Genomic DNA, 26,426 nt, shown 5'->3' with positions numbered 1-26,426 from the left:
TTCCTGTCTTTCTAAGGATGCGAATAAACTGGCGTGCGTTTAATCCATAACTTAATTGCTTGCCAGTAAATTCCTACTACAGTTTTTATCGTCATACTCGGTGTACGTCTCATTACGTAACCCAAAGTGTCAGAGTTCATCGGTAACCGGTTGAGTGCAAAGCCTGCAGAAAAGTCTTTTTTAGCAGAAAAACAATCCATCACCAGTGAAAACGTTTCTTCCGGCGCGCCGATGCGCCATTTGTACGTCATATCTATCGGGTTGAATGGCGACACATGGAACGCTTTCTCCGTGTCTTTTTGTTCATTAAAATCAACAAGATAGTGATGTCTCTCATTCCACGGTGTATTGCTGACTTCAGCCAGCATGTGAGTGTACTCGCCATCAGCATTGCGTAAAAAATAAAAGTTTACCGGGCTGAAATACATCCCCAGCATGCGTAATTGGCCCAACATAAAAACCTCTCCGCTAAGAGGTGACCCATTAAGCTCACTCATTCTCGTAATCACTGAATTTTCAAGCGGTTGCGATTCGTCACCAAGATAATCTGAACGCTTGTAGCGCGCCAGTGCAAACTGAGAACATGAAAAATGTTTAATTTCATTTTCCAGCGTTTCCAGCTCGGACAGCTTCAGCCAGAAAAGATAAATTTGATAGTCAAAAGCATGCGTCGTTGGCCGGAACCGCTTATGAAATAAGGTTCCGGTGTAAATGGCACTTTCTGTTGCCGTCACAGTGACTCTCCAAAACGGGCGCAAACATCCATGGCGCTTTTCACCCCGTCTTCGTGAAAACCGTTATACCAATAGGCACCGCAAAAGTGGAGACCATTTACTCCACATATCTCTGCGCGTCGTTGTTGTGCTGCAACCATGTTTTCACTGTATTGTGGGTGGGCATACCGGTATTGACCCAGGATGCATTCAGGCTTGATCGCGCTGGTGTTATTTAGTGTCACGCAAAATGTTGTCTCACTCTCAATGCGCTGCAAAATATTCATGTCATAGGTAACCGTCGCTGGTGACTGCTCCTCACTTGCTACATCTTCTATCTGATAGTTCCAGCTAGCCCACGCCAGTTTGCGTTTGGGTAAGATGCTGGAATCGGTATGCATCACAACATCGTTTGTCGAATAGGGTATAGCACTCAGAATATCTGTTTGCTTTTGTGTAGGTGAGGCCAGCATTTTCAGGGCTTGATCGCTGTGACAGGCAAAAATGACGTCATCAAATTGTTCTACATTGCCATCAGCCGATGTTACTGACCAGGTGTCGTTGGCGCGGGAGACCGACGTGACTGGCGCGGACAGCAGAATGTTGTCTTTGAATGCCCGGGTAATTGGTTCAATATAACTGTGTGACCCCCCTTTGAGGGTATACCACTGTGGACGGTCATTGACGTTCAGCAGCCCGTGGTTATTAAAAAACTGCAGGAAGAAGGTCAGCGGAAATTGGCGGGTTTGCGCCAGGCTGGCAGACCAGATAGCCGCGCACATTGGCAGAATGTAGTAATGAGCAAAATCATCACTAAGGTTAAGCTCTTGAATATAGCCATACAACGTTTTGCCGCTGGTGTCTTCATCGCTCGCAACCAGCGCCTTACAGGCTTTATTGAAGCGAAGAATATCGCGTACAATCCGCCAAAATCGAGGGCGAAGAATATTTCTGCGCTGCGCAAATAAGGTATTTAAGTTATTCCCGTTATACTCCAGATTGGCAGAGTCGCTGGTCACCGAAAAGCTCATCTCAGTCGGCTGGCGCTCAACGTCAAGGCGGTCCATCAGGGTGATGAAGTGAGGATAAGTCCAGTCATTAAAAACAATAAAGCCAGTGTCTATATTGTAGTCCCGCCCCTTAACTGACACTTTCTTGGTTGCCGTATGGCCGCCAATATAATCGTTAGCCTCGTAAACGGTAATATCGTGTTTTTTATTTAACAGATAGCCACAGGTAAGTCCGGAAATACCCGTTCCGATAATGGCAATGCGTTTCTTCATTCTTATTATACCTTACTGCTTGTCTCGCATTGACAGTGAGAGTTTGCACTGAATTCCTACCGGTAAGATATGCATTAAACGCATAATCCACCCAAATACAGTAGGAAAAAATATTGTTTGTTTATTATTTTCTATGCCTTTGAGTAATGCTCTGGCGGCTTCATCGGCGGAAATTTTCATCGGCATTTCGAAATCATTCTTGTCAGTCAGCGGCGTTTCTACGAAGCCGGGAGACACAGCCTGCACACGAACGCCTTTTTTCTCCAGATCGACTTCCAGGCTTTTCGTAAAATAGTGGACAGCCGCTTTACTTGCACCATAAGCCTCTGTGCGCGTGAATGGGAATAACCGCGCCATGCTGTCGACAATAACCAGCTGTTTGCCTTCCGACAGGTTCGGCATCAGACCATCTACGCAGTGCACAATACCGAAAAAGTTTGGTTCAAACACGCGTCGAAACATATCCGGCTCAAATTCATCAATATCAACATATTCGCACGTTCCGGCATTTAACACCGCGATATCAAAATCAACATCAGCGAGTGCGGTGCGCGTCGCTTCCAGGTCTGAAACATCAAACTGCAAACCTGATATATTCTCAAATGCAGACAATTCATCCAGTGCTTCCTGGTTGCGCCCACAGGCAACTACCTTATAGCCACTTTCAGCCACATGCTTTGCCAGTGCCTTGCCTATTCCCGATGTCGCGCCAGTGATGAGCATTGTTTTCATGATGACAATTTCGCCTTGATCTTTTTTATAATCCAACCCAGTACCGGAACATGTTCGTAAACCATGGTACCGAGATCATAATAATCTCTGTGATAACAGACCTTATCGTCGCGAACTTTTAGCTGTGTTGTTCCGGGTAGGACAATTGTCTTCCCGGAACTACGCAGAACCAGATACATTGTCCAGTTCACCAAATAACTCAGGCTTTCTGCGTTCTTTTCACATCCGGCGATGACGTGGATGTCAAACCGACAGCTTTCTGCCTCTGTGGACAACCTGGAAAAGTACGCTTTAACCTCTTCGATGCCGGTGTGAGAATCGATAGGATCGACAAAAAATACATCGTCAGTGTAAACCTTTTCCAGGTCTGACGGAGTAATCAGAGTAAGATCCGAATACAATGATTTGAAACGCTCTATTACGGGCATCATTTTATTAGTTTTTGATTTTCAATTATCTACGGTGGGCTAACTTTGCAGGATCAGCACACATTGGGTAATTATTACTTACATTCGATCCAAATATTCAGGGTTGGCGTAACAGGCAAACATCCTAACAGTGTAAATTTGACATATGCAGCAAGAAAAACTTCCACTCTTCCCGCTCTCTGCACACCTGCTTCCGGGGGGGCGTATGTCATTACGTATTTTTGAACCGCGCTACATCAGAATGGTAAAGGAGGCCTGCGCTCAGAACAGCGGCTTCGTACTGTGTATGCTTAATGCGCAGGGGGATAAAGAGAACAACGAACACATCTATCCAATCGGTACATTTGCCGAAGTAATCGACTTCGATAAGCTTGAAGATGGGTTGCTTGGCATAAAGGTTGCTGGTCTCTATGGTGTTGAGGTGAAAGATATCAGTACAGAGCCTGACGGTTTACGCGTCGGTCAATGTGAAAAAATTCAGCCATGGTGCTGCGATATCACATCTGAACAGATCGCCCCTATGGACGAACGATTGAAAGAAATATTTGATCGCTATGCTGACTTGGGAGCCATGTACGACAAGCCGAGCTTTGACGACCCGATTTGGGTGATTCATCGTTGGCTTGAACTACTTCCCGTAGACGCAAAGCAAAAGCAACATTTTCTGGTCCAAAAAGACTGTAAAAAATTGCTAAACTATCTATCAGCGCTGGTGCAGTAAGTAAAAGTTACACGCCAGGCGGAAAAGATTTCGACATTACAGATTCTTAATGTTGTTTGTAAGATCAATTTTCATCATTCGTGCGTAGTGATTCAGGTAACCAAATTGGAAAATACGGACGAAACATATGTTAGTTGGAATTCCTTTGGAACAAAGTAACAGTGCAGTTAAACCGAAAGAGTGTGCAGGCGAAATGTCAGAGTACATTGTTGCCGTCGCAGAGAAGCGTTGTAAGATGTCATTTGCACGCGTGTTTGGTTACTTCGCACCTCGCCTACGTTCTTATGCACTGAAACAAATGGGAAATGAGGCGTTAGCAATGGAGCTGGTACAAGACACAATGTCTAATGTCTGGCAGAAAGCGCATCTTTTTAACGCTGAAAAAGGTTCACCATCGACCTGGATCTTTACGATAGCACGTAATATTCGTTTCGATATGTTACGCAAATTGCAGAATCGTAAGGAAGATGTATGTTCAGATGATTTGTGGCCAGTGCTGTGTGAACAGACGGCAGACGCCAATGAGACGTCGCTGGATGAACAGATTACATTGGAACAAATTGGATTTTTATTTGAAGCATTGCCAGTAAAGCAAAAAGCAGTAATTGAGGCGATTTACATCGATGGCAAATCTCAACAAGAGGTTGCCGATGAGCTTGAAATTCCTCTTGGTACTGTTAAATCCCGCACTCGACTGGCGCTGCAAAGATTAAAAGGCATGTTAAACAGTCATGATTAAGTTCCACCCTCGTCCTGAGCAATTATCGCAGTTTGCTGAGGGCACTCTGTCTGCTGTTGAATCGATAATGGTATCGGCGCATTGCGACATGTGCGAACGATGCCAGAATCGGGTAGCGGCAGAGACAGAGCGTTTGGCCGAAGATGTGTTAGACACGCACAAAGCCGAACACCACTATGAGTTTGATTCAATGTTAGCAGGAATTACGCAGCTTCCTGCAGCGGATTCCATTCAGGCTTCAAATGTTGATCGAGTACAGGCTATTGAACTCGATGGCAAAAAGTTTCCACTACCACGCACTTTGCAGCGTCTTGCTGATAAGACAGGTAACTGGTCGAGTCTGGTAGGAAGGTTATGGCAGGCTCCGGTTGACTTAGGTAACCAAGGAGTTGCGAATTTTATTTATATGGAGAAAGGCGGGAGTGTCCCAGAACACACGCACCGCGGTACGGAATTCACGTTGGTGATAAACGGTGAATTCAGTGATGGGCTTAATGCCTATGACTCAGGCGACTTTATCTTTATGGATGGCGAGAAGACACACGCGCCACGTTCTGACGCGCCTGAAGGGTGTCTGGTATTTAGTATTGTAGACCAGCCTCTCCACTTTACCTCCGGCTTAGCCCGGTTGTTGAACCCATTCAGTCATTTATTTTTCAGGTGATCGTTAGCTTCAAAATAACGTAAACCCGAAACAAGAAGACAAAAAAACGCACCGTAAAAGGTGCGTTTTTTGTTCAATCTCTACAAACAATGCGTAAATCAGCTGATGAATTCGCTGTCTGGATAATTCAGTTTTAGTGTTTTCATCGCATTCTGCTTTAGCTCTTCCAGCCCCAGTTGCTCATAGCTTGAAACCATAATTTCAAGGGCTTGTTGAACCTGGGTCGAATCAGGAAAGTGCTCAATCACATACCTACCGCGATTCGCTGCAGCTACAAACGCTTCACGACGCATGTAAAAGCGTGCGATTGCAATTTCGTACCGAGCCAGGCGCTCTTTAATATGCAACATACGCTTACGCGCATCGACTGCATATTTACTATTTGGATATTGCTGAATTAATCGACGAAAGTCATTAAATGCTTCGCGGGATTTTGCCGGATCGCGATCCGCCCGGTCAATGTTCATCAATTCCTGAAACAAATTACTGTCTGATTCCATATTTGTCAGGCCACGCATATAGAATGCATAGTCGATATCAGAGTGATTCGGGTTCAGTCTGATGAAGCGGTCAACCGTGGCCAAAGTCTCATCGGTTTTTCCCGACTTATAGTAACTGTAAATAAGATCCAGCTGGACCTGATGACTCAACGGACCAAACGGATAGCGGGAGTCCAGCGCGCTTAATGTAGCCGCGGCATTACTAAAATTACCTGCTTCCATGCTGGTCTTGGCTTTTTCATAGAGCTGCTGAGCGCCCATATTAGCCAGCACGACCTGCTCTTCGTTGTCAGATGAGCTACATCCGGTCAGCGAGATCATAGCGCCAACCACAAGCGGCGCCACTTTACGAAATGATTTCATATATTGGTATTTTCCTGCTAAACAGTCTGTTAAACATCGCTGTCTACGCGTATTTTGCACGCTATTCTAGCGCACTCGAAGGGCGAATGCCCACACAAAATCCTGAAAGTATCCGACTCGTTTTCGTAAACCTTGTTATAATACGCTTTTTACTCAGTAATAAGGTGTTATGACTCAGTCAGAAAACACAGTCAACCTGGAAGGGTCGACCAGTCAGGAACACTTCGGTCAGCGTTTAGATCAGGTTTTGGCTGATTTGTTCCCCGAATATTCCCGTTCAAAGCTAAAAAGTTGGATCCAGGATGGAAATGTCCGTCTGGACGGCGAGGTTATCACCGCTCCCCGGCATAAAATTCTTGGCGATGAATTCGTTCAGATATCTGCAAAAATGGAAGTGCAGACCACCAGTCAGCCACAAGCCATTAAGCTTGATATTGTCTATGAAGACGACGATATTCTGGTGATCAATAAACCCGCTGATCTTGTTGTGCATCCGGGCGCCGGGAATCAGGACGGAACCGTTCTGAATGCGCTGCTAAATCATGTTCCTAACATTGATAAAGTGCCACGCGCCGGCATCGTTCATCGACTCGATAAAGATACTACCGGTTTGATGGTGGTGGCGAAAACGCTGCCTGCACAAACCCACTTAGTCGATCAACTGCAAAATCGTGTCATGAGTCGTGAATATGAAGCGTTGGCTATTGGTACTATGGTTGCCGGTGGAATTGTCGAGGCTGCAATTGGGCGGCATCAGACTAAGCGTACGCACATGGCCGTTCGCGAATTTGGCAAGCCTGCGGTAACCCATTATCGCGTCATCGAAAAATTCCGGGCGCATACCCACTTGCGCCTGAAGCTGGAAACCGGTCGCACCCATCAAATTCGTGTTCACATGGCACACATTAAACATCCGTTGGTGGGCGATCCGGCTTATGGTGGACGAGCAAGACTACCCAAAGGCGCAACCGACGAGCTGGTGGAAATGTTAAGGCGTTTTAATCGTCAGGCACTGCATGCCGCACAATTGTCTTTATATCACCCGACAACCGGGGAGTGGATGACATGGCAAGCGCCGCTACCGGACGATATGGTGGCACTTATTAATACCGTCAGGGAAGATACCAAGGCCCACCCGGACGAGGCGATTTAAATGACAAGCTGGTTCAGCCCGGACTGGGCGGCACCGGAAAATGTTGTGGCCTACTGCACAACCCGTCACGGCGGGTTTAGCACGCAGGGCTATCATGGTTTGAATGTCGGCATGCATGTTGGAGACAGTGCGCCGGCTGTTGAAAAAAACCGAGAAATATTGCCTTTTCACGAACGCATTCACTGGCTCAATCAGGTACATGGCAAAAAGGTACTGACGTTACCCTCTGATGATACCACTGCCGATGCAGCTATCAGCCGTTCAGCCAATCAATTTTGTGCAGTAATGACTGCAGATTGCGTTCCGGTGTTGCTTTGCGATTCTCGCGGAACCGAAGTCGCAGCGATCCACGCAGGCTGGAAGGGGCTTGCCAGTAATATCATTGCTGAAACTGTCAGCAAGATGGTATCGCCTTCCTCGTCATTGTGCGCCTGGGTTGGACCGGCTATCTGCGGAGACCACTACGAGGTGCCGGATCAAATTGCGCAGGTATTCCGTAGTTTTTCTGATGTTATCAAGCCTTCTCCAAACACGCAGAAATATCTGGTTAATCTTCCTGGCATCGCGCAACTTCAACTAAAAGAAGCCGGCGTGACCAATGTGGTAGCGAGTGACCGCTGCACCTACTGCGAACCTCTGACTTTCTATTCTCATCGCTATGCAACCCATCAGGGCTTACAGGCGACGGGCCGCTTTGTTAGCGTCATCGGTTTGCGCTAAATCAACATTTGTTGACTTTTTCATCGACTGACTTGAATCGCGAAGAAGCAGTACCCATAAATTAAGCAAGGTTTTTGCAGGGGAAATGCAACCATGCGATTAGATAGATTTACCAGTAAATTTCAAATAGCGATCTCTGACGCTCAGTCTCTGGCACTGGGGCGGGATCATCAGTTTATTGAGCCGGTTCACCTGATGACCGCACTACTCAATCAGCAGGGCGGAAGTGTCCGTCCGCTGCTGGATCAGGCTAATGTGAATGTGAATTCATTACGCTCGGCTCTGAGTGAGGCCATTGAGCGGTTGCCGCGCGTTGAAGGTGTGGGAGGCGATGTACAACTCAGTAAAGAGAGCGGCATTCTGCTCAATTTGTGTGACAAAATTGCCCAGCAACGAAAAGACGAATACATCACGTCTGAAATCTTCGTGCTGGCAGCATTGCAGGACAAAGGCAAATTGGGTGATATTCTTAAATCGCTGAATATCACCAAAGAGAAGGTGGCAAATGCCATTGATACCATGCGCGGTGGGCAGAAAGTTACAGACCCGAATGCGGAAGATGTAAGACAGGCACTGGAGAAGTACACCACGGATCTCACAGAGCGTGCTGAACAGGGCAAGCTTGACCCGGTAATCGGGCGTGACGATGAGATTCGTCGCACTGTTCAGGTACTGCAGCGCCGAACGAAAAACAATCCGGTATTAATTGGCGAGCCAGGTGTGGGTAAAACCGCAATTGTGGAAGGTCTGGCACAGCGCATCATTAATGGCGAAGTGCCGGAAGGACTGAAAGACAAACGCGTATTGTCACTCGATATGGGCTCGCTGGTAGCTGGGGCTAAGTATCGCGGCGAGTTTGAAGAGCGTCTGAAAGCCGTACTAAATGAGCTGGCAAAAGAAGAGGGCAGGGTGATCCTGTTTATCGATGAGCTTCACACGATGGTCGGTGCAGGAAAAGCTGATGGTGCGATGGATGCCGGTAATATGCTTAAACCTGCACTTGCGCGCGGTGAACTTCATTGTGTGGGCGCCACCACGCTGGATGAGTATCGGCAATACATAGAGAAAGACGCAGCTTTAGAACGTCGTTTCCAGAAAGTGCTGGTTGAAGAGCCAAGCGTAGAAGACACCATTGCCATTCTTCGCGGACTGAAAGAGCGCTACGAGCTGCATCACTCGGTGGACATTACGGACCCGGCCATCGTGGCCGCAGCAAGCCTGTCGTATAGGTATATCAGTGATCGGCAACTGCCGGACAAGGCTATCGATTTGATAGACGAAGCCGCCTCCAGCATTCGTATGCAAATCGATTCTAAACCGGAAGAAATGGACCGTCTGGAGCGGCGCATCATTCAGTTAAAGCTGGAAGAGCAGGCGCTTGCCAAAGAAACGGACGATGCCAGTCATAAGCGGCTGGAAATGATAGAGCTTGAACGAGAGCAGCTTGAAAACAAGTACGGTGAGCTGGATAAAATCTGGAAAGACGAAAAAGGTGCGATGCAGGGCACGCAGACGATTAAGTCTGAACTGGAGCAGGCCAAGCTGGACCTGGAGATTGCACGCCGAGCATCAGATTTAAACCGTATGTCTGAGCTGCAGTACGGCCGTATTCCTGAGCTGGAAGCAAAATTAGAGCGTGCTGCGGAAAATGAAACCCGTGAGACACTGCTTCTGAAAAACAAAGTGTCAGATGCTGAAATTGCTGAGGTATTGTCACGCTGGACCGGCATTCCGGTAGCCAAGATGTTGGAAGGCGAGCGCGACAAGTTACTTCGGATGGAAGACGTCTTGCACAAGCGGGTAGTGGGGCAGGAAGAAGCTGTGAATGCAGTATCAAATGCCATTCGTCGCTCTCGCGCTGGCCTGGCGGATCCGAATCGTCCTATCGGTTCTTTTTTGTTCCTCGGACCAACCGGGGTTGGGAAAACAGAGCTGTGTAAAGCGCTTGCCGGATTTATGTTCGATACCGAAGATGCCATGGTTCGCATTGATATGTCGGAATTCATGGAAAAGCATTCGGTTGCGCGTTTGGTAGGGGCGCCCCCGGGCTACGTTGGCTATGAAGAAGGCGGCTATTTGACTGAGGCCGTGCGTCGTAAACCGTATTCCGTCATTCTGCTTGATGAAGTGGAAAAGGCCCATCCGGATGTATTTAATATCTTGCTGCAGGTGCTTGATGACGGTCGTCTGACCGATGGACAGGGCCGTACGGTGGATTTTAAAAACACCGTAGTGATTATGACATCGAATCTGGGCTCAGATGTGATTCAGGATAAACACGAACAGAGCCAGTATGACGAAATGAAGGCGATGGTGATGGGAGTAGTTGGACAACACTTCCGGCCTGAGTTTATCAACCGGGTTGATGATATCGTGGTATTTCACCCCCTTGGCAAAGATGAAATTAAATCCATCGCCAAAATTCAGTTGGCGTCATTGCGCGCTCGCCTTGCAGATAAAGGATACAAGCTTGAGCTTTCAGGTGCAGCAATGGACAAGTTAGCTGAAGCGGGATTTGATCCGGTATTCGGTGCGCGGCCGCTCAAGCGGGCTATTCAGGTTCAGATAGAGAACCCGTTGGCAAACAAATTATTGTCAGGAGATATCGAGCCCGAATCAACCATTCGCATCGATGTAGATGGTGAAAATCTTACTGTTATTTAAATGACAAAGCGCTGCCACAGGCAGCGCTTTTTTATGTAGTATGAAATTAAAAAACGCCGGTGAAAGACTTTTATCTTAAAGACGCTTCGAGACCGGTAAAGCTACAGTGAGTTAAGCAGCGCTTCAGCCTGGGGACGACGGAAAAACGGGCGTTTCACATTCACAGCATACTCCAGCTCTTTTTTTGCCTCTGAAGTTCTTCCCAGTTTCGCCAACGTATACCCCAGGTGATAGCGAATATTTGGGTTCGATGCGTCGCGGGCGTAGGCCTCTCGCAGTCGGGTAAGGCTTTCTTCCAAGTTTCCCTGCTGAGCTAAAATCCAGCCATAAGTGTCCAGTACTTCGGGGTTCCCCGGAGCGAGAGAAAAGGCTTCATCAATATAATTGCGTGCTGTCTCTAAGTTTTCCTCTATTGCCATGAGGGCCAAGCGAGTTAATACCACTTCACGGTTCAACACACTTTGTTCAGTCAGAAGCGATTCGTAAAGTGCAGTGGACTCTTCGAAATCACGTATAAAAAAGAGATATTGGGCCAGAAGATTTTTGGCCAGTAAGTTTTGAGGGTTATTTTCTACAATCTCACGGGATGTAGTAATAAAGTCACTGACGAATTGCTCCTGAAGTGCATAGTTGTATAACTCAATCAGTGGCTTAATAAAGAAGGGATCTTGCTTCAAGGCTTTCTTGTAGTTATCTACCGCTTTTCTGTTGTTATTCTTTGCAGCGTCGAGCAGCCCCTGTGTTAGCCAGAGGTTTGCATTGTTGACACCAGACTTATGGAGCTGCTTTACAATGGTATCGGCTTGTTCAAGACGACCTGTTGCGATTTGATATTGCGCCAGCTGCAGAGTAAGCCTCTGGTTTTCTGGTTGTAGCTGATGTGCCCGTTCCAGCGAGCTGAGGGCTGCGTTTTGATCTCCAATCTGCATTTGAAGGCTGCTAAGCCTAACCAGGTTTTCCGGATCATCTTTCACAAAGTTGTCTACGACGTTCAACGTTTTGATTGCATCTGATGACTGGTTCTGTCTTAGCAACAAATCGACTTTTAACATCAGGTAGTCAGGGTTGTCGAAGTCATCCTTTAGTAACCTGTCGAGGTGATAAAGTGCATTCTTGTAATCGCCTTGGTTTAAGTAGAGTTGAGAAAGGCGCTCTCGCGCAGAAACCGCAGTTGGATTCAGAGTAAGGATATCTTTATACAGCGCGATGGCATCATTTATATTGCCCATGCGAGCCTGGTTGAATGCTTTGAGCATCATGGATTCCATGTGCTGTGGGGAAAGTATGAGTAGTTCATCAACCAGTGCTTCAGAGTTGCTAATGTTTCCGAGTCGACTTTCCGTAGCAGCCAAGTTGAATTTTGCAGGAAAAAGCATGGGCTCCAAATCTAGTGCCTTTTGCAACACCTGTTTTGCTTCTATCAGGGCATTTTGCTTAATCAGGATCCCCGCCTTCAGATTGTAAACCTCGGCTTTGTCCTGAAATATCGTGATCAAAATGTCCGCAGCCTGCTTGGCGTCATCGTAATTACCACTTTGTAGCTTCAGTACGGCGTAGGTAAACATAAACGCCGGGTTTTCTTTATTTTTCTGAAAATTGTTATCAAGAATAGCGAGCGCCTCTTCCCGCTTGCCGCGTGCAGCCATTAATTTTATGTTGAACAGTTGCAGCTTGGCTGCGCCTGGATACCGTTGTTCTAGGGCTTCTACCAGTTTTTCCGCTTTATAGGCGCGTTGTTGTCTGATTAGCAAATCGCCAAGAATCAGTGCTGCATCTAAATCTTCAAGTAGCGCGTCCTGATATTTCTCAAGCAGTAGCAAAGCTTGTTTGTCTTGCTGGGTAGCAAGATAGGTTTGTGACAATAACAATACAGCCTGAAGGTCTTCAGGTTGCTCGCGAAGGTATGCGACGAGATCCTTTGATGCCTGTTCCAGGTTATTATTGAAAAAGTTAGTCAATCCACTGATATATAACAGCGTCGGTTGTGAGGCGATAATTTCCGGCGTGAGCTCAGTCATAAACTCATTTAGTCGTTGCAATTGCGCATTATCAATGGCTGAATTCGACTCACGACTTTCTAACCAGCTACTCAACAGTATGGCAAGCGGGTCATTGGGGGTATCAGCTATTACCTGATCAACGAAGACCTTAGCGCGCTCATAATCTTTTGCTTCCAAATAGAGATCGACCAGATTTCTCAGCGCAATAGGATCTTCCTGATTTAACGACAGCGCGGTTTGCAGATATTCCATTGCCAGTTCTCTGTCGCCCTCTTCATAGGCGAGTTGGCCACGCAAGCGCCAGGTAACAGCGTTTTCGGGATCTGACGCCATCGCGTCAGATAGCAGCGAAGCAGCTTCAGCGAGTTGGTTCTCTCGGATTGCGAGGCCCGCGAGTCCATTGTAGGCGGCCACAGCGCCCTTAGAGATAGACAATAAGTCGTTATAGGCTTTTTTCGCACATGGTAAATCATCCATTCTGATACATGCCGTTGCACGGATTTCAAGCCAGTGGTTGCGAGGCTCGCCGGTTAGCTTCGTGGATTGTTGAAAATCAATAATCTCTTGATATTTGTTAAGAAAAAGCCAGGTATTTCCAAGCGCTTCGGATACCAGATTAATATCAGCTCCAAGTTCGAGCGCTTCTATTAACTCCAGTTCAGCCGCGATCAAATAGCCATTGGTCAGCAGAATTTTACCCATGAGTATTTTTGCAACGAGGTTTTCGGGGTCTTTCTGTAAACTGTTTTTGAGGTGGATGTAAGCCTCGTCAAACTCGTTTGTGTTATACGCGGCGAGAGCTTTTTCATAGTCCTCTGATGTGGTTGCGAATGCGCTTGCACAGTTGATCGAAACTGCCGTAAGACAAGCTAAAATCCAAGAGAGACGTGGAGACTTACCAAAATCCATAATACATCCAGTAAAATATCTAACAAAAAAGGTGGCTTTCGCCACCTTTAAGATACGTGCTTTTATCGTCAGATAAAACTATTAGCTACGGCGCTTTCTGCGAAGTGCCACTAAAGCGCCACCTAATAACATAATTCCAAGCGTACCTGGCTCGCTGACTTCAGTAGGGTCAGTATCGTCCGGATCCTTAGGATTGTTCTGGGCAATTTTGAACCCTATTGACTCAAGCTTGAAGCCCGTGCCGAAATTAGAAATGGCATTGTCATCAAAATAGGTATTGTATGCACCGACTAACCAATACTTCGCAGCAGATAAACCACTGAAAGCGGATTTATAGGTGGAGTTGCCAACATACGACATGCCTGTATGGTCTTTGGATGACCCTGAACCTAAACCAAAGTTAACATCACTCCAGCTAAACGACGCACTGTTTTGTGTAAACAAATCGATATTGTCGAGACCCACTGCCGTTACCGCGTGGCTATCCTGTTTACCTTCTACCCAGCCAAAGCTGGCGTCGCTCAGAGCAACATCTTCACTGAACGATAGTAAAATCATGTCGAAGTCGTTTTGGTATTGCACAGTCTCTTGTGACCAACCGTAACAATTGCGTCCCCAACTAAAGCTACAATACCACTCGGTACCGGAAGTCTGAAAATTATCAATAGTATGAGAATCGTAATTGCTGTCGTTGTTTACCAGTCCGTAACCACCAGAATAAAGATCTAAACTCCCTTGATTCTCAACCCCGGTATCATTACCCGAGCCTTGGGTGTCAGACCACACAGTTAAACCAACTTTCAAAGTTGTGCCGTTAATCATCACCCCGGAACTTGCATCAGTGGTGTAATTAATCCCGCTGGAAAGGTCATAGTTGTAGACGTGTTCACTTAGAGAACTATCGGCAAAAGAGTGGGTAGAAACAGCCAGCGCACTTGCGCATACAAAGTACGACAGTTTATTCATTTTTATGATCTCTTGTAATTTTTACAATATAGCTCGGTGGTTATCAAATTTTATGCCAAATGCATATTTAGTATAATAATCAACGTACTGTAGCTTTCTGAGGGTTTATTATTAGATGCTTTGTAAAAATTACTGACAAAAAATTCATTATTATTACTCCGTCACTAGTTGCATATACCGCAATTATTTTGGAGTTGCGTCCACGACAACGCCGCCTTTATAAGGCGCGGAATTTATTATTATGAACTCAACATGGTGTAGGAAGTGTATAAAATTGCGTCATGCTGTTGTGTATACATTACTATACCTTGTTATAACGCATGCATGCGCCGTGATTAAGGTAGGCTCGACCTCTCAGATATGAAATAATCGGGTAAGCGTCGCAATCGACAATGAGGATTTATGTCAGACAATAAAAGAAAAGGTATTTATTTGTTACCTAATTTGTTAACCACGGCTGGGCTGTTTTCCGGTTTCTTTGCAGTGGTTTCATCTATGAACGGGCGATTTGAGGCCGCGGCTGTCGCAGTATTCGTTGCTATGCTCTTTGATGGTTTGGATGGACGCGTTGCCAGAATGACTAATACGCAAAGTGATTTTGGTGCGGAATACGACTCCATGGCTGACATGGTTTCCTTTGGCATGGCTCCCGCACTCGTGGCGTATAACTGGGGGTTAAGCGAATTGGGTAAGTTAGGATGGTTGGCTGCCTTTATCTATGTGGCTGGTGCTGCACTTCGTTTGGCGCGCTTTAATACGCAAGTTGGTATCGCGGACAAACGATTCTTTCAGGGGTTGGCAAGTCCAGCTGCGGCGGCTGTAGTCTCTGGACTAGTATGGGTTGGGGTAGAATATGATGTAAATGGGAACGACTATGGACTGATTGTTGCGCTGGTGACCAGTGCTGCAGGTCTGTTGATGGTGAGTAATTTTAAATATAACTCGTTTAAAGAAGTTAACTGGCACGGGAAGGTGCCATTCGTTGCCTTACTACTCATTCTTCTTGTTTTCGTTGTTGTGGCAACTGAACCTGCTCTGGTCTTATTTATTGTTTTTGCTCTTTATGCTTTAGCTGGCCCTATCAATACATTCAGAACTGTTGATAAAGTGACGTTGAATGATGTGGTGGGCGACCACGAGGAAGACGCTGATTTTGGATCCGAAAAAGAAGTTGATAAAGATAGCAACTTAGATGAAACGGATGAGAAAGAGCAGAAAAGCAAGTAAAAAGCGCATTTAATAATCGTATTGTGCAAAAAGCGGTCTGTTAGGCCGCTTTTTTTATTTTTATTAAAAATTGCTGTTGACGACGAATAAATTCTGCGTAAAATGCGCGCCTCCTTCACAGGGACAGCGGAAAAACGCAGAAACTGAGAAGCGATGAGTTACCAAGTTTTAGAAAAAATAATTCAAAATTTGGTTGACAAAAAAAAGATGCGGAGTATCATACGCATCCCGCTTGAGACAAGCGATTAAGCGAATCTCAAGAGCGCAGAAAAGCAAAGCTTTGAGGCGCGTCAATCGGCAAGTTCGATTGGCAAAAATGTTCTTTAACAATCTATAACAAGACAATCTGTGTGGGCACTCGTTAAGAGTGTCAACAACGACGATTCATATTTTGTTAGTTTTTTAAAACTAACATTTCGATTTTAATTGAAGAGTTTGATCATGGCTCAGATTGAACGCTGGCGGCAGGCCTAACACATGCAAGTCGAACGGTAACAGGATGTGCTTGCACATCGCTGACGAGTGGCGGACGGGTGAGTAATGCTTGGGAACTTGCCTTTGCGAGGGGGATAACAGTTGGAAACGACTGCTAATACCGCATAATGTCTACGGACCAAACGGGGCTTAGGCTCCGGCGCAAAGAGAGGCCCAAGTGAGATTAGCTAGATGGTGAGGTAAAGGCTCACCATGGCGACGATCTCTAGCTGTTCTGAGAGGAAGATCAGCCACACTGGGACTGAGACACGGCCCAGACTCCTACGGGAGGCAGCAGTGGGGAATATTGCACAATGGGGGAAACCCTGATGCAGCCATGCCGCGTGTGTGAAGAAGGCCTTCGGGTTGTAAAGCACTTTCAGTTGTGAGGAAAAGTTGGTAGTTAATACCTGCCAGCCGTGACGTTAGCAACAGAAGAAGCACCGGCTAACTCCGTGCCAGCAGCCGCGGTAATACGGAGGGTGCGAGCGTTAATCGGAATTACTGGGCGTAAAGCGCACGCAGGCGGTTTGTTAAGCTAGATGTGAAAGCCCCGGGCTCAACCTGGGACGGTCATTTAGAACTGGCAGACTAGAGTCTTGGAGAGGGGAGTGGAATTCCAGGTGTAGCGGTGAAATGCGTAGATATCTGGAGGAACATCAGTGGCGAAGGCGACTCCCTGGCCAAAGACTGACGCTCATGTGCGAAAGTGTGGGTAGCGAACAGGATTAGATACCCTGGTAGTCCACACCGTAAACGCTGTCTACTAGCTGTGTGTGAATTTAATTCGTGCGTAGCGAAGCTAACGCGCTAAGTAGACCGCCTGGGGAGTACGGCCGCAAGGTTAAAACTCAAATGAATTGACGGGGGCCCGCACAAGCGGTGGAGCATGTGGTTTAATTCGATGCAACGCGAAGAACCTTACCTACACTTGACATGCAGAGAACTTTCCAGAGATGGATTGGTGCCTTCGGGAACTCTGACACAGGTGCTGCATGGCTGTCGTCAGCTCGTGTCGTGAGATGTTGGGTTAAGTCCCGCAACGAGCGCAACCCTTGTCCTTAGTTGCCAGCATTCAGTTGGGCACTCTAAGGAGACTGCCGGTGACAAACCGGAGGAAGGTGGGGACGACGTCAAGTCATCATGGCCCTTACGTGTAGGGCTACACACGTGCTACAATGGCATTTACAGAGGGAAGCAAACTTGCGAGAGTAAGCGGATCCCTTAAAGAATGTCGTAGTCCGGATTGGAGTCTGCAACTCGACTCCATGAAGTCGGAATCGCTAGTAATCGCAAATCAGAATGTTGCGGTGAATACGTTCCCGGGCCTTGTACACACCGCCCGTCACACCATGGGAGTGGGATGCAAAAGAAGTAGTTAGTTTAACCTTCGGGAGAACGATTACCACTTTGTGTTTCATGACTGGGGTGAAGTCGTAACAAGGTAACCCTAGGGGAACCTGGGGTTGGATCACCTCCTTACCAAAAGTCGACGTGACACACTTGATGCAGTGCCTACACAGATAGTCTTGTTATAAATAGAAGAACGACCAATTATGGGGCTATAGCTCAGCTGGGAGAGCGCCTGATTTGCATTCAGGAGGTCAGCAGTTCGATCCTGCTTAGCTCCACCACTTTCGCAAGAAATCAAACTCAAAAAGAGGCAGATTTCAAGCAGTTGAGTGTTAGGCAAGGCGACTGAGAAGCGAGCGAAGGAGCATACTTCAGTATGTGACTGAAAGAGCGCCGAACCAAGCCGCAGCATAATGCTTAAATGCGCAGAAAGCTGGAGGCTTGTAGCTCAGCTGGTTAGAGCGCACCCCTGATAAGGGTGAGGTCGGCAGTTCAAGTCTGCCCAAGCCTACCATTTCTTCCTTATGCTGCGTTGGAGAAATGCTCATGTGCTAGTCGCACACTACGCATTCCCCCGCCTTGCCTAAGAAAGAAATACGCTAACAGCATGGGATGCTGATTTGGTCAAAACGGACTGAAATCCTAATGAATATTTACTGAAAACAGTAAGCATTGATTAGGGTTTTTTACTCTAAAGTGAAATGACTCGTCATTTTACGAACGTTCTTTAACAATTTGGAAAGCTGATATTAATAGTAATCAATCAAAATTGAGTAACTGAGAATTTATAGTGCGCAACTGAGCGTACTGTGAGTCCTCCTTGCGCAAAAGTTCCGATGCTACGCATCGAAATTTTGCACTAGTAACTACTCTACTTGACTTGAATTGCTTGTTATCAATTAAGTTTGATGACAAGGCAATTCTTCCGATTAGCTTGTCATCATACAGCAGGTATTGAATTACCACTCAATGCAGGAGTCAAAAGGCTGCTTGGGGTTGTATGGTTAAGTGACAAAGCGTATACGGTGGATGCCTTGGCAGTTAGAGGCGATGAAGGACGTGTAAGTCTGCGAAAAGCTGTGGTGAGCCGACAAAATGCATTTGAGCCACAGATGTCCGAATGGGGAAACCCACCTGTTTACAGGTATCACTTACTGAATACATAGGTAAGTGAGGCGAACGAGGGGAACTGAAACATCTAAGTACCCTTAGGAAAAGAAATCAACCGAGATTCCCCTAGTAGCGGCGAGCGAACGGGGAGCAGCCCTTAAGCTGCATTGGATTTAGTGGAAGCCTCTGGAAAGTGGCGCGATACAGGGTGATAGCCCCGTACACGAAGAAACCTTTGTAGTGAAATCGAGTAGGTCGGGACACGTGTTATCTTGACTGAATATGGGGGGACCATCCTCCAAGGCTAAATACTCCTAACTGACCGATAGTGAACCAGTACCGTGAGGGAAAGGCGAAAAGAACCCCTGTGAGGGGAGTGAAATAGAACCTGAAACCGTATACGTACAAGCAGTGGGAGCCCCATCACTAAGTGCCTTTAGTGGTGAGACTCACAAAGTGCAACAGCTTGATAAGCGAGTAACGTTGACCTGCGCAAGCAGCCAACGGTAAACCGACAAAATCAGGCAGGGTGCTTAGTGATGGGGTGACTGCGTACCTTTTGTATAATGGGTCAGCGACTTATATTTAGTAGCAAGGTTAAGCGAATAGCGGAGCCGTAGCGAAAGCGAGTGTTAACTGCGCGTTTAGTTGCTAGGTATAGACCCGAAACCCGGTGATCTAGCCATGGGCAGGTTGAAGGTTGAGTAACATCAACTGGAGGACCGAACTCACTAACGTTGAAAAGTTAGGAGATGACTTGTGGCTGGGGGTGAAAGGCCAATCAAACCGGGAGATAGCTGGTTCTCCCCGAAATCTATTTAGGTAGAGCCTCGGACGAATTCCATTGGGGGTAGAGCACTGTTAAGGCTAGGGGGTCATCCCGACTTACCAACCCTTTGCAAACTCCGAATACCAATGAGAACTATCCGGGAGACACACGGCGGGTGCTAACGTCCGTCGTGAAGAGGGAAACAACCCAGACCGCCAGCTAAGGTCCCAAAATATTGCTAAGTGGGAAACGATGTGGGAAGGCACAGACAGCTAGGAGGTTGGCTTAGAAGCAGCCACCCTTTAAAGAAAGCGTAATAGCTCACTAGTCGAGTCGGCCTGCGCGGAAGATGTAACGGGGCTAAGCAATATACCGAAGCTGCGGCAATGCGATTTATCGTATTGGGTAGGGGAGCGTTGTGTAAGCTGTTGAAGGTGTGTTGAGAAGCATGCTGGAGGTATCACAAGTGCGAATGCTGACATGAGTAACGATAATGGGGGTGAAAAACCCCCACGCCGGAAGACCAAGGTTTCCTGTCCCATGCTAATCAGGGCAGGGTAAGTCGGCCCCTAAGGCGAGGCAGAAATGCGTAGTCGATGGGAAACGGGTTAATATTCCCGTACTTATATAATCAGTGATGGAGGGACGGAGAAGGCTAAGCAAGCTTGGCGTTGGTTGTCCAAGTGAAAGCGAGTAGGCTGAGAGATTAGGTAAATCCGGTTTCTTAAGGCTGAGACGCGAGACGAGCTCCCAAGGGAGTGAAGTTGTTGATGCCCTGCTTCCAGGAAAAGCTTCTAAACTTATGATTATGTAAACCGTACCCCAAACCGACACAGGTGGTCAGGTAGAGAATACTAAGGCGCTTGAGAGAACTCGGGTGAAGGAACTCGGCAAAATAGTACCGTAACTTCGGGAGAAGGTACGCCTCTGAAGGTGAAGGACTTGCTCCGTAAGCTTTTGGAGGTCGCAGTGACCAGGTGGCTGGGACTGTTTATTAAAAACACAGCACTCTGCAAACTCGAAAGAGGACGTATAGGGTGTGACACCTGCCCGGTGCCGGAAGGTTAATTGATGGGGTTAGCGTAAGCGAAGCTCTTGATCGAAGCCCCGGTAAACGGCGGCCGTAACTATAACGGTCCTAAGGTAGCGAAATTCCTTGTCGGGTAAGTTCCGACCTGCACGAATGGTGTAACCATGGCCACGCTGTCTCCACCCGAGACTCAGTGAAATTGAAATCGCAGTGAAGATGCTGTGTACCCGCACCTAGACGGAAAGACCCCGTGAACCTTTACTACAGCTTGGCACTGAACATTGAACCTACATGTGTAGGATAGGTGGGAGGCTTTGAAGCATTGTCGCCAGATGATGTGGAGCCGTCCTTGAAATACCACCCTTGTATGTTTGATGTTCTAACATAGGTCCCTAATCGGGATTGTGGACAGTGTCTGGTGGGTAGTTTGACTGGGGCGGTCTCCTCCCAAATAGTAACGGAGGAGCACGAAGGTTAGCTAATCACGGTCGGACATCGTGAGGTTAGTGCAATGGCATAAGCTAGCTTAACTGCGAGACAGACACGTCGAGCAGGTACGAAAGTAGGTCATAGTGATCCGGTGGTTCTGTATGGAAGGGCCATCGCTCAACGGATAAAAGGTACTCCGGGGATAACAGGCTGATACCGCCCAAGAGTTCATATCGACGGCGGTGTTTGGCACCTCGATGTCGGCTCATCACATCCTGGGGCTGAAGTCGGTCCCAAGGGTATGGCTGTTCGCCATTTAAAGTGGTACGCGAGCTGGGTTTAGAACGTCGTGAGACAGTTCGGTCCCTATCTGGTGTGGGCGTTGGATGATTGAGGGGGGCTGCTCCTAGTACGAGAGGACCGGAGTGGACGAACCGCTGGTGTTCGGGTTGTTTTGCCAAAGGCATTGCCCGGTAGCCAAGTTCGGAATCGATAACCGCTGAAAGCATCTAAGCGGGAAGCGAGCCCCAAGATGAGTCATCCCTGAGCTTTAAGCTCTGGAAGGGTTGTTATAGACTATGACGTTGATAGGCAGGGTGTGGAAGCGTTGTAAGGCGTTAAGCTAACCTGTACTAATTGCCCGAGAGGCTTAACCATACAACGCCCAAGAAGCTTTTTAGCTCTTTACCTACAAGCACTTGCTTTGCAAGTGGGCGTGCAAAATGGCTTCACCGTCGATGTAAAATCGACTGGCCATTTTTCTACTCGCTAAAGTGGGAAGAGTTATAAGCATTGAGAGTTGTGTGAGACAAGCTAAGAAATAGTAAAGTAGAGTAGATAAGTTACTCAACACGATTGAATATCAGACTTTCCCAAATTGTTACTAATTTAAGCGAGGCTGACTTAACACACGGTAAAGTGTACTTTAAGTCCTCCTTGCGCAGACGTTAACTCAGAAAGCAGCATGCGCTTCGTTAATTCTGCACACAGTTTATGCTTGGCGGCCATAGCGACGTGGCACCACCTGATCCCATTCCGAACTCAGAAGTGAAACACGTTAGCGGCGATGGTAGTGTGGGGTCTCCCCATGTGAGAGTAGCACACCGCCAAGCTCCCATTCGAAAAGCCCGCTCAACTGAGCGGGCTTTTTTCGTTTATGTCTTGTCTAAAATTTCTTAAAAAAGTGGCCAAGCAACTTAAGTCGTATGACGATACTCAGGTGTGCTTTTTATCGCGGCCACATCATACAAGTGGGCATACCAAGGCCTAACCAGAGCCATAGTAGTAAGACTATATTCTTATAGGCTTTTTCTTTATCTACGACTATGGTTATCCCACTCAGTTTTGTATCGCTTATATTTGGGTCATTAAGAATAGGGAATTGTAGTTGTGAAGTTAGCAATTATTCAGTTTATGGTTTTGGTTGTCGCAGTGAGTGTTATGTCGATACTGTCATTACCGTGGTGGTTAACAGGGCTTATTGCTGCAGTATTGTCGTTGACCATTACCTACTTAGGAGTTAACGCAAGATCGCTAGGAGACAGTCATCTGATTGTTGACGATCCACTCAGTAGCCCTCAATGTACTGAAATTGGCGAATCTGTCAGTCACTCTGCCAGCAGGATAGCAATCGGTGGCGCTACCGTTTCCCATTTTTTAGACAAACTCTCAGCCTCATTCAAGCAACAGGTTGATAATGTAAGTGAGATGGCTGACCGGATCTCCTCACTCGAAAACGGAAATGCGCAACTGATGCAGTATGCCGAACTCGCGCAGGGTAAGATCCTGGATTCTGATGAAAAAACACAGTCAAGCAATAAGCTTCTGGAACGATTACTGTCCCAACAAACTTCTCTTAGTAAAGAGATTACCCTGACAAAGGATATGCTTGATACGTTAAAGCAGCGAGCAGAAGCAATTAGTAGTATTACCACGACAATAAACCAGCTCGCTGATCAAACCAATATGTTGGCACTGAACGCCGCCATAGAGGCGGCACGCGCAGGTGAGCAGGGACGTGGGTTTGCTGTTGTTGCAGATGAGGTAAGAGACCTGGCTAAGAAAACGACGGATGCGACTCAAGGCATTGATGACGTGCTTACTGATATTAACCGTTGCAGCAAAGATTCTGTGGACTCCATTGCTCGTGTTGCGTTAGCCGGGGAAGAGATGTCTGAAATTATCAATCAGACTTCTACTTTAATAAAAGCAACATCCGAATCGTCTTCACAAGCAGCTTCAGCGATGTCTGAGGTGCGTGATACGGTTAATCTGCATGGAGAAAACAGCAGTGGTATCAGCACAAATATCATGCAACTTCATCAAACCACCCAATCGCTTGAAGCGGATTTGACTGAAGTGTCTGAAAAGGTACTTGGCCTTAGTCGACAAACAGAAGATATTTTTCGGCAACTTGGAAAATTTACTCTGCCAGACAGAAACTCTGAAGTGCAGCGCATAGCACAACAGGCTGCTTTCCAGATTGGTGAACTATTCGAACAGGCTATTCTCGCCGGCAAAATAGCTGAACGCGCGTTGTTTGATTTTAACTATAAGCCGGTGCCAAATACCAATCCGCAAAAGTATTCATCGGCCTTTGATCGTTTCACCGATAATGTACTGCCTGATATTCAGGAGCCGATATTGGACAACAACAGCTTCATTATCTACGCGGGGGCCGTTGATAAAAATGGTTATTTTCCCACGCATAACAAGAAGTTTAGCCAGCCAATCACAGGAAACTACGAGAAAGACCTGGCTGCCAGCAGAACAAAGCGTATTTTTAATGACCCTACGGGTATTCGCTGTGCGAAAAATACAGAGTCATTTTTATTACAGACCTACAAAAGAGATACCGGCGAAGTGATGCATGATCTTTCAGCGCCTATATTTGTGAACGGGAAGCACTGGGGTGGTTTTCGGATAGGTTATCAGGCAGAAGACTAAAAATGTTATTTAAAGTAATTTAAATGAAATTAAAATGCCTGGGGTAAGGTCTTAGAAATTACATGCGCAGTCATTGTGTAAATAAAGATAAGAGGGTTATAAAATGAAACAGGTTAAGAAATCAAGTGTAGCAAGTGCGTTAGGTGCAGTGGTGATTGGCTCTTTGGCGTCGGGGATAGCGGTTGCTGACGCGAACCCCTTTGGAATGCAATCATTGGAATCCGGTTACAGCCAGTTTGCTGCTGAAGGCAAATGTGGTGGTGACAAGGCTGCCAAAGAAGGCAAGTGCGGCGAAGGCAAATGCGGTGGTGACAAGGCTGCCAAAGAAGGCAAGTGCGGCGAAGGCAAATGCGGTGGCGACAAGGCTGCCAAAGAAGGTAAGTGCGGCGAAGGCAAATGTGGTGGCGACAAGGCTGCCAAAGAAGGTAAGTGCGGCGAAGGCAAATGTGGTGGCGACAAGGCTGCCCAAGAAGGCAAGTGCGGCGAAGGCAAATGCGGCGGCGATAAGGCAGCCAAAGAAGGCAAGTGCGGTGAAGGCAAATGCGGTGGCGACAAGGCAGCCAAAGAAGGTAAGTGCGGCGAAGGCAAATGCGGTGGTGATAAAGCCGCGAAGGCTGAGAAAGAAGGTAAATGCGGTAGCATGTAAGCCGCGTCTAATACCTGCGGCCACTTTTATGTGGCCGTTTTTCTTTTCGAGGCAGAACAATCCCATAATTTTCTCGCTGCAAAGTACAGTTATTTGTTCGTCCTTTCAGAATTGCAGCCTGTGCTTTAGCAGAGTAGGGTAACAGAAGCGTGAATTTACCAGCGTGTCATTATCAGAGTGAATAGTATGAAACAGGGTATTAGCGGAGCGGGGCTGGGGCTTCGCAGGGAGATGCTTTCAACACTATTGCCACGACTTCCTGACGACGTCGATTTTTGGGAGGTGGCGCCTGAAAACTGGATCCCGCTTGGCGGAAAATTTGAGAGTCAGTTCAAGCAGTGCTTGTCACAGGCACCATTTTCTACTCACGGTTTATCGTTATCTATTGGTAGCAGCGATCCTCTAGATATCACATTTCTGAAGCAGGTTAAGGCATTTTTAGATAAATATGACATCGCTCTTTATAGCGAACATCTTAGCTACTGTTCAGGCGAAGGTCATATGTATGACCTTATGCCGATCCCTTTTACACAAGAAGCGGCAACCCATGTCGCAAAGCGTATACAGACTGTGCAGGAGATTTTGGAGCGCCCTCTGGTACTGGAAAATGTGTCTTACTACATCGCGCCTGGTCAGGAGATGACAGAACTGGACTTTACACTGGAGGTGCTTGAACAGTCAGGTTGTAAGATGCTGCTGGACGTGAACAACTTATATGTAAACAGCATTAATCATCGCTATGACCCGCAGACATTTCTCAAGTCGCTGCCTTCACAGCGCATTGTTTATGGGCATATAGCAGGGCATTTTGATGAAGCTGACGATCTGAAAGTGGACTCCCATGGTGCAGATGTCATCGATGAAGTGTGGGCATTGCTTGAGAGCGCATACGAGTTACACGGCGTATTCCCCACCTTGCTTGAGCGCGATTTTAATATACCGCCAATCGCAGATCTTTTGAAGGAAGTGCGTCGCATCAAGAAAATTCAGGGTAAATATCTGTCGGCGAAATCACCGTCAAGGGCTGTCGTATGAAGTCTTTTCAGGCGACGCAAAGACAATTTACTCAGGCTATACGAAATCCGGAGTCAGCGACACCGGCCAATCCAGACGAAGCCAGGAGACTGGCTGTCTATCAGTCACTGTTTTTTAATAATATTCTTAATTTTCTGCAATCAGGCTTTCCGGTTATCTTCGATATCCTCAGTGAAAAACAAAGTGAGACCCTGGCCAGACAGTTTTTTGCACAGCACCACTGTCGTTCGCCTTATTTCGCGCAGATAAGTCAGGAGTTTGTCGAGTTTTTATCATCCGGCCCCAAATGTCTGTCGGATTACCCTGATTGGCTTCCTGAGTTGGCACATTACGAATGGCTGGAACTGGATGTCAGTATCCGCAAGACTCCCACTCCGGTTGCCTTCTGGGACCGCGACGAGGTTCCTGAGACAGTTTGTGTATCGCCTTTAGCGTCATTAGTTTCCTACATTTACCCGGTTCATCTGCTCGGACCGGACTTCCTCACTCCTGAAATTAATGAGCATCGTCACTACTACGTCGTCTATCGTAACCGGGACGAGGACGTAGCTTTTATGGTAGTAAACCCATTAACGGCAATGCTTGTGAATATGGCAGAAGAGTCAATATCGGTATCAGATATAGTGACAGGACTCCGCGAACAAGTGCCTTCTCTCTCGCCACAACAAGTGGAGTCAGGTGCCTTTAAGACTATTTCTGAGATGCTGGACAGTGGGATCCTGATAGCTGGCGAGTAAAAATCGCACATCAGACATACGAATAACCGCTATCACTGGTAATTAGACTGTCATTCCGGAACCGATTCGATTACCATTTACCACCATTTTTTGATCATAAAATTGTTTTAGGTAG

18 protein-coding genes, 2 tRNA genes and 3 rRNA genes are annotated in these 26,426 nt (G+C 47.0%); 16 read left to right on the top strand and 7 right to left on the bottom strand.

What is annotated here, in order from left to right:
* Positions 1–11: 11 nt before the first annotated feature.
* The 4 genes from ACLBLI_RS12595 to ACLBLI_RS12580 are packed head-to-tail and all read right to left on the bottom strand — an operon-like array spanning position 12 to position 3,159.
* Positions 12–734 carry a DUF1365 domain-containing protein gene (locus ACLBLI_RS12595; RefSeq protein WP_414827950.1) on the bottom strand — a complete coding sequence of 241 codons (723 nt, stop codon included), beginning with the start codon at positions 732–734 and terminating at the stop codon, positions 12–14.
* Positions 731–1,996 (bottom strand): NAD(P)/FAD-dependent oxidoreductase, encoded by a 1,266-nt coding sequence (locus tag ACLBLI_RS12590; protein WP_414827949.1) that lies wholly within the window; start codon positions 1,994–1,996, stop codon positions 731–733. The genes ACLBLI_RS12595 and ACLBLI_RS12590 overlap by 4 nt, the downstream gene beginning before the upstream one ends.
* A 12-nt stretch (positions 1,997–2,008) precedes the next feature.
* Positions 2,009–2,728 (bottom strand): SDR family NAD(P)-dependent oxidoreductase, encoded by a 720-nt coding sequence (locus ACLBLI_RS12585; RefSeq protein ID WP_414827948.1) that lies wholly within the window; start codon positions 2,726–2,728, stop codon positions 2,009–2,011.
* The gene (locus tag ACLBLI_RS12580; RefSeq protein WP_414827947.1) at positions 2,725–3,159 is read right to left on the bottom strand and encodes a nuclear transport factor 2 family protein; all 435 of its coding nucleotides are present in this window, start codon (positions 3,157–3,159) and stop codon (positions 2,725–2,727) included. The genes ACLBLI_RS12585 and ACLBLI_RS12580 overlap by 4 nt, the downstream gene beginning before the upstream one ends.
* A gap of 202 nt (positions 3,160–3,361) precedes the next feature.
* On the opposite strand from ACLBLI_RS12580, the gene ACLBLI_RS12575 reads away from it, so the two are divergent.
* The 3 genes from ACLBLI_RS12575 (at position 3,362) to ACLBLI_RS12565 (ending at position 5,280) form a co-directional block, all read left to right on the top strand.
* Positions 3,362–3,877 (top strand): LON peptidase substrate-binding domain-containing protein, encoded by a 516-nt coding sequence (locus ACLBLI_RS12575; protein ID WP_414827946.1) that lies wholly within the window; start codon positions 3,362–3,364, stop codon positions 3,875–3,877.
* A gap of 127 nt (positions 3,878–4,004) precedes the next feature.
* Positions 4,005–4,616 (top strand): sigma-70 family RNA polymerase sigma factor, encoded by a 612-nt coding sequence (locus tag ACLBLI_RS12570; RefSeq protein WP_414827945.1) that lies wholly within the window; start codon positions 4,005–4,007, stop codon positions 4,614–4,616.
* The gene (locus ACLBLI_RS12565; protein ID WP_414827944.1) at positions 4,609–5,280 is read left to right on the top strand and encodes a ChrR family anti-sigma-E factor; all 672 of its coding nucleotides are present in this window, start codon (positions 4,609–4,611) and stop codon (positions 5,278–5,280) included. Before ACLBLI_RS12570 ends, ACLBLI_RS12565 begins: the two co-directional genes overlap by 8 nt.
* A 98-nt stretch (positions 5,281–5,378) precedes the next feature.
* Here the strand turns inward: ACLBLI_RS12565 and ACLBLI_RS12560 are convergent, their stop codons facing one another.
* Positions 5,379–6,143, bottom strand: coding sequence for an outer membrane protein assembly factor BamD (locus tag ACLBLI_RS12560; protein ID WP_414827943.1), 765 nt, complete (start codon positions 6,141–6,143; stop codon positions 5,379–5,381).
* Between the two features lie 169 nt (positions 6,144–6,312).
* Here ACLBLI_RS12560 and rluD point away from each other — a divergent pair, with 169 nt between their 5' ends.
* The 3 genes from rluD to clpB all read left to right on the top strand — a co-directional run bounded on the left by rluD (position 6,313) and on the right by clpB (position 10,680).
* Positions 6,313–7,296: a 23S rRNA pseudouridine(1911/1915/1917) synthase RluD gene (rluD, locus tag ACLBLI_RS12555; RefSeq protein ID WP_414827942.1), complete on the top strand. Its 984-nt coding sequence runs from the start codon at positions 6,313–6,315 to the stop codon at positions 7,294–7,296.
* The gene (pgeF, locus tag ACLBLI_RS12550) at positions 7,297–8,016 is read left to right on the top strand and encodes a peptidoglycan editing factor PgeF (RefSeq protein ID WP_414827941.1); all 720 of its coding nucleotides are present in this window, start codon (positions 7,297–7,299) and stop codon (positions 8,014–8,016) included. It abuts the gene before it with no gap.
* 93 nt (positions 8,017–8,109) lie between these two features.
* Positions 8,110–10,680: an ATP-dependent chaperone ClpB gene (gene clpB / locus ACLBLI_RS12545; protein ID WP_414827940.1), complete on the top strand. Its 2,571-nt coding sequence runs from the start codon at positions 8,110–8,112 to the stop codon at positions 10,678–10,680.
* A gap of 101 nt (positions 10,681–10,781) precedes the next feature.
* Here the strand turns inward: clpB and prsT are convergent, their stop codons facing one another.
* Both prsT and xdp1 read right to left on the bottom strand, forming a co-directional pair.
* Positions 10,782–13,589 carry an XrtA/PEP-CTERM system TPR-repeat protein PrsT gene (gene prsT / locus ACLBLI_RS12540; RefSeq protein WP_414827939.1) on the bottom strand — a complete coding sequence of 936 codons (2,808 nt, stop codon included), beginning with the start codon at positions 13,587–13,589 and terminating at the stop codon, positions 10,782–10,784.
* An 81-nt stretch (positions 13,590–13,670) separates the two neighbouring features.
* Positions 13,671–14,555 carry an exosortase-dependent surface protein XDP1 gene (gene xdp1, locus ACLBLI_RS12535; protein ID WP_414827938.1) on the bottom strand — a complete coding sequence of 295 codons (885 nt, stop codon included), beginning with the start codon at positions 14,553–14,555 and terminating at the stop codon, positions 13,671–13,673.
* A gap of 402 nt (positions 14,556–14,957) precedes the next feature.
* Here xdp1 and pssA point away from each other — a divergent pair, with 402 nt between their 5' ends.
* The 10 genes from pssA to ACLBLI_RS12485 all read left to right on the top strand — a co-directional run bounded on the left by pssA (position 14,958) and on the right by ACLBLI_RS12485 (position 26,311).
* Complete coding sequence (gene pssA / locus ACLBLI_RS12530; protein WP_414827937.1) at positions 14,958–15,782, top strand: CDP-diacylglycerol--serine O-phosphatidyltransferase; 825 nt, start codon at positions 14,958–14,960, stop codon at positions 15,780–15,782.
* 423 nt (positions 15,783–16,205) lie between these two features.
* A 16S ribosomal RNA gene (locus ACLBLI_RS12525) occupies positions 16,206–17,738 on the top strand.
* 76 nt (positions 17,739–17,814) lie between these two features.
* Positions 17,815–17,890 (top strand) — tRNA-Ala (locus ACLBLI_RS12520).
* 156 nt (positions 17,891–18,046) lie between these two features.
* Positions 18,047–18,123, top strand: a tRNA-Ile gene (locus ACLBLI_RS12515).
* 488 nt (positions 18,124–18,611) lie between these two features.
* Positions 18,612–21,604, top strand: a 23S ribosomal RNA gene (locus ACLBLI_RS12510).
* A gap of 339 nt (positions 21,605–21,943) precedes the next feature.
* Positions 21,944–22,059: ribosomal RNA gene (gene rrf / locus ACLBLI_RS12505) — 5S ribosomal RNA — on the top strand.
* Together the 16S, 23S and 5S rRNA genes with 2 tRNA genes alongside form the textbook arrangement of a ribosomal RNA operon.
* Positions 22,060–22,336: 277 nt before the next feature.
* The gene (locus tag ACLBLI_RS12500; protein ID WP_414827936.1) at positions 22,337–23,893 is read left to right on the top strand and encodes a methyl-accepting chemotaxis protein; all 1,557 of its coding nucleotides are present in this window, start codon (positions 22,337–22,339) and stop codon (positions 23,891–23,893) included.
* Positions 23,894–23,996: 103 nt separating this feature from the next.
* Positions 23,997–24,539: a hypothetical protein gene (locus ACLBLI_RS12495; RefSeq protein WP_414827935.1), complete on the top strand. Its 543-nt coding sequence runs from the start codon at positions 23,997–23,999 to the stop codon at positions 24,537–24,539.
* A 186-nt stretch (positions 24,540–24,725) separates the two neighbouring features.
* Positions 24,726–25,574, top strand: coding sequence for a DUF692 domain-containing protein (locus ACLBLI_RS12490; RefSeq protein WP_414827934.1), 849 nt, complete (start codon positions 24,726–24,728; stop codon positions 25,572–25,574).
* The gene (locus ACLBLI_RS12485) at positions 25,571–26,311 is read left to right on the top strand and encodes a DUF2063 domain-containing protein (RefSeq protein WP_414827933.1); all 741 of its coding nucleotides are present in this window, start codon (positions 25,571–25,573) and stop codon (positions 26,309–26,311) included. Before ACLBLI_RS12490 ends, ACLBLI_RS12485 begins: the two co-directional genes overlap by 4 nt.
* Positions 26,312–26,426 lie beyond the last annotated feature (115 nt).

The sequence above is a fragment of the Alteromonas sp. H39 genome (assembly GCF_047556435.1).
In the GTDB taxonomy this organism is placed as follows: domain Bacteria; phylum Pseudomonadota; class Gammaproteobacteria; order Enterobacterales; family Alteromonadaceae; genus Alteromonas.
Note: the sequence above shows the minus strand (reverse complement) of the source record. Positions and strands in the feature narration are given on the sequence as shown.

Excerpts from the sequence above, each read along its gene's own strand:
- ACLBLI_RS12575 (WP_414827946.1), top strand. The coding sequence starts at position 3,362 with ATGTCATTACGTATTTTTGAACCGCGCTACATCAGAATGGTAAAGGAG.
- ACLBLI_RS12590 (WP_414827949.1), bottom strand. The coding sequence starts at position 1,996 with ATGAAGAAACGCATTGCCATTATCGGAACGGGTATTTCCGGACTTACC.
- ACLBLI_RS12580 (WP_414827947.1), bottom strand. The coding sequence starts at position 3,159 with ATGATGCCCGTAATAGAGCGTTTCAAATCATTGTATTCGGATCTTACT.
- ACLBLI_RS12565 (WP_414827944.1), top strand. The coding sequence starts at position 4,609 with ATGATTAAGTTCCACCCTCGTCCTGAGCAATTATCGCAGTTTGCTGAG.
- ACLBLI_RS12585 (WP_414827948.1), bottom strand. The coding sequence starts at position 2,728 with ATGAAAACAATGCTCATCACTGGCGCGACATCGGGAATAGGCAAGGCA.
- ACLBLI_RS12485 (WP_414827933.1), top strand. The coding sequence starts at position 25,571 with ATGAAGTCTTTTCAGGCGACGCAAAGACAATTTACTCAGGCTATACGA.
- ACLBLI_RS12495 (WP_414827935.1), top strand. The coding sequence starts at position 23,997 with ATGAAACAGGTTAAGAAATCAAGTGTAGCAAGTGCGTTAGGTGCAGTG.
- pgeF (WP_414827941.1), top strand. The coding sequence starts at position 7,297 with ATGACAAGCTGGTTCAGCCCGGACTGGGCGGCACCGGAAAATGTTGTG.
- rluD (WP_414827942.1), top strand. The coding sequence starts at position 6,313 with ATGACTCAGTCAGAAAACACAGTCAACCTGGAAGGGTCGACCAGTCAG.
- ACLBLI_RS12570 (WP_414827945.1), top strand. The coding sequence starts at position 4,005 with ATGTTAGTTGGAATTCCTTTGGAACAAAGTAACAGTGCAGTTAAACCG.
- pssA (WP_414827937.1), top strand. The coding sequence starts at position 14,958 with ATGTCAGACAATAAAAGAAAAGGTATTTATTTGTTACCTAATTTGTTA.
- ACLBLI_RS12560 (WP_414827943.1), bottom strand. The coding sequence starts at position 6,143 with ATGAAATCATTTCGTAAAGTGGCGCCGCTTGTGGTTGGCGCTATGATC.
- xdp1 (WP_414827938.1), bottom strand. The coding sequence starts at position 14,555 with ATGAATAAACTGTCGTACTTTGTATGCGCAAGTGCGCTGGCTGTTTCT.
- clpB (WP_414827940.1), top strand. The coding sequence starts at position 8,110 with ATGCGATTAGATAGATTTACCAGTAAATTTCAAATAGCGATCTCTGAC.
- prsT (WP_414827939.1), bottom strand. The coding sequence starts at position 13,589 with ATGGATTTTGGTAAGTCTCCACGTCTCTCTTGGATTTTAGCTTGTCTT.
- ACLBLI_RS12490 (WP_414827934.1), top strand. The coding sequence starts at position 24,726 with ATGAAACAGGGTATTAGCGGAGCGGGGCTGGGGCTTCGCAGGGAGATG.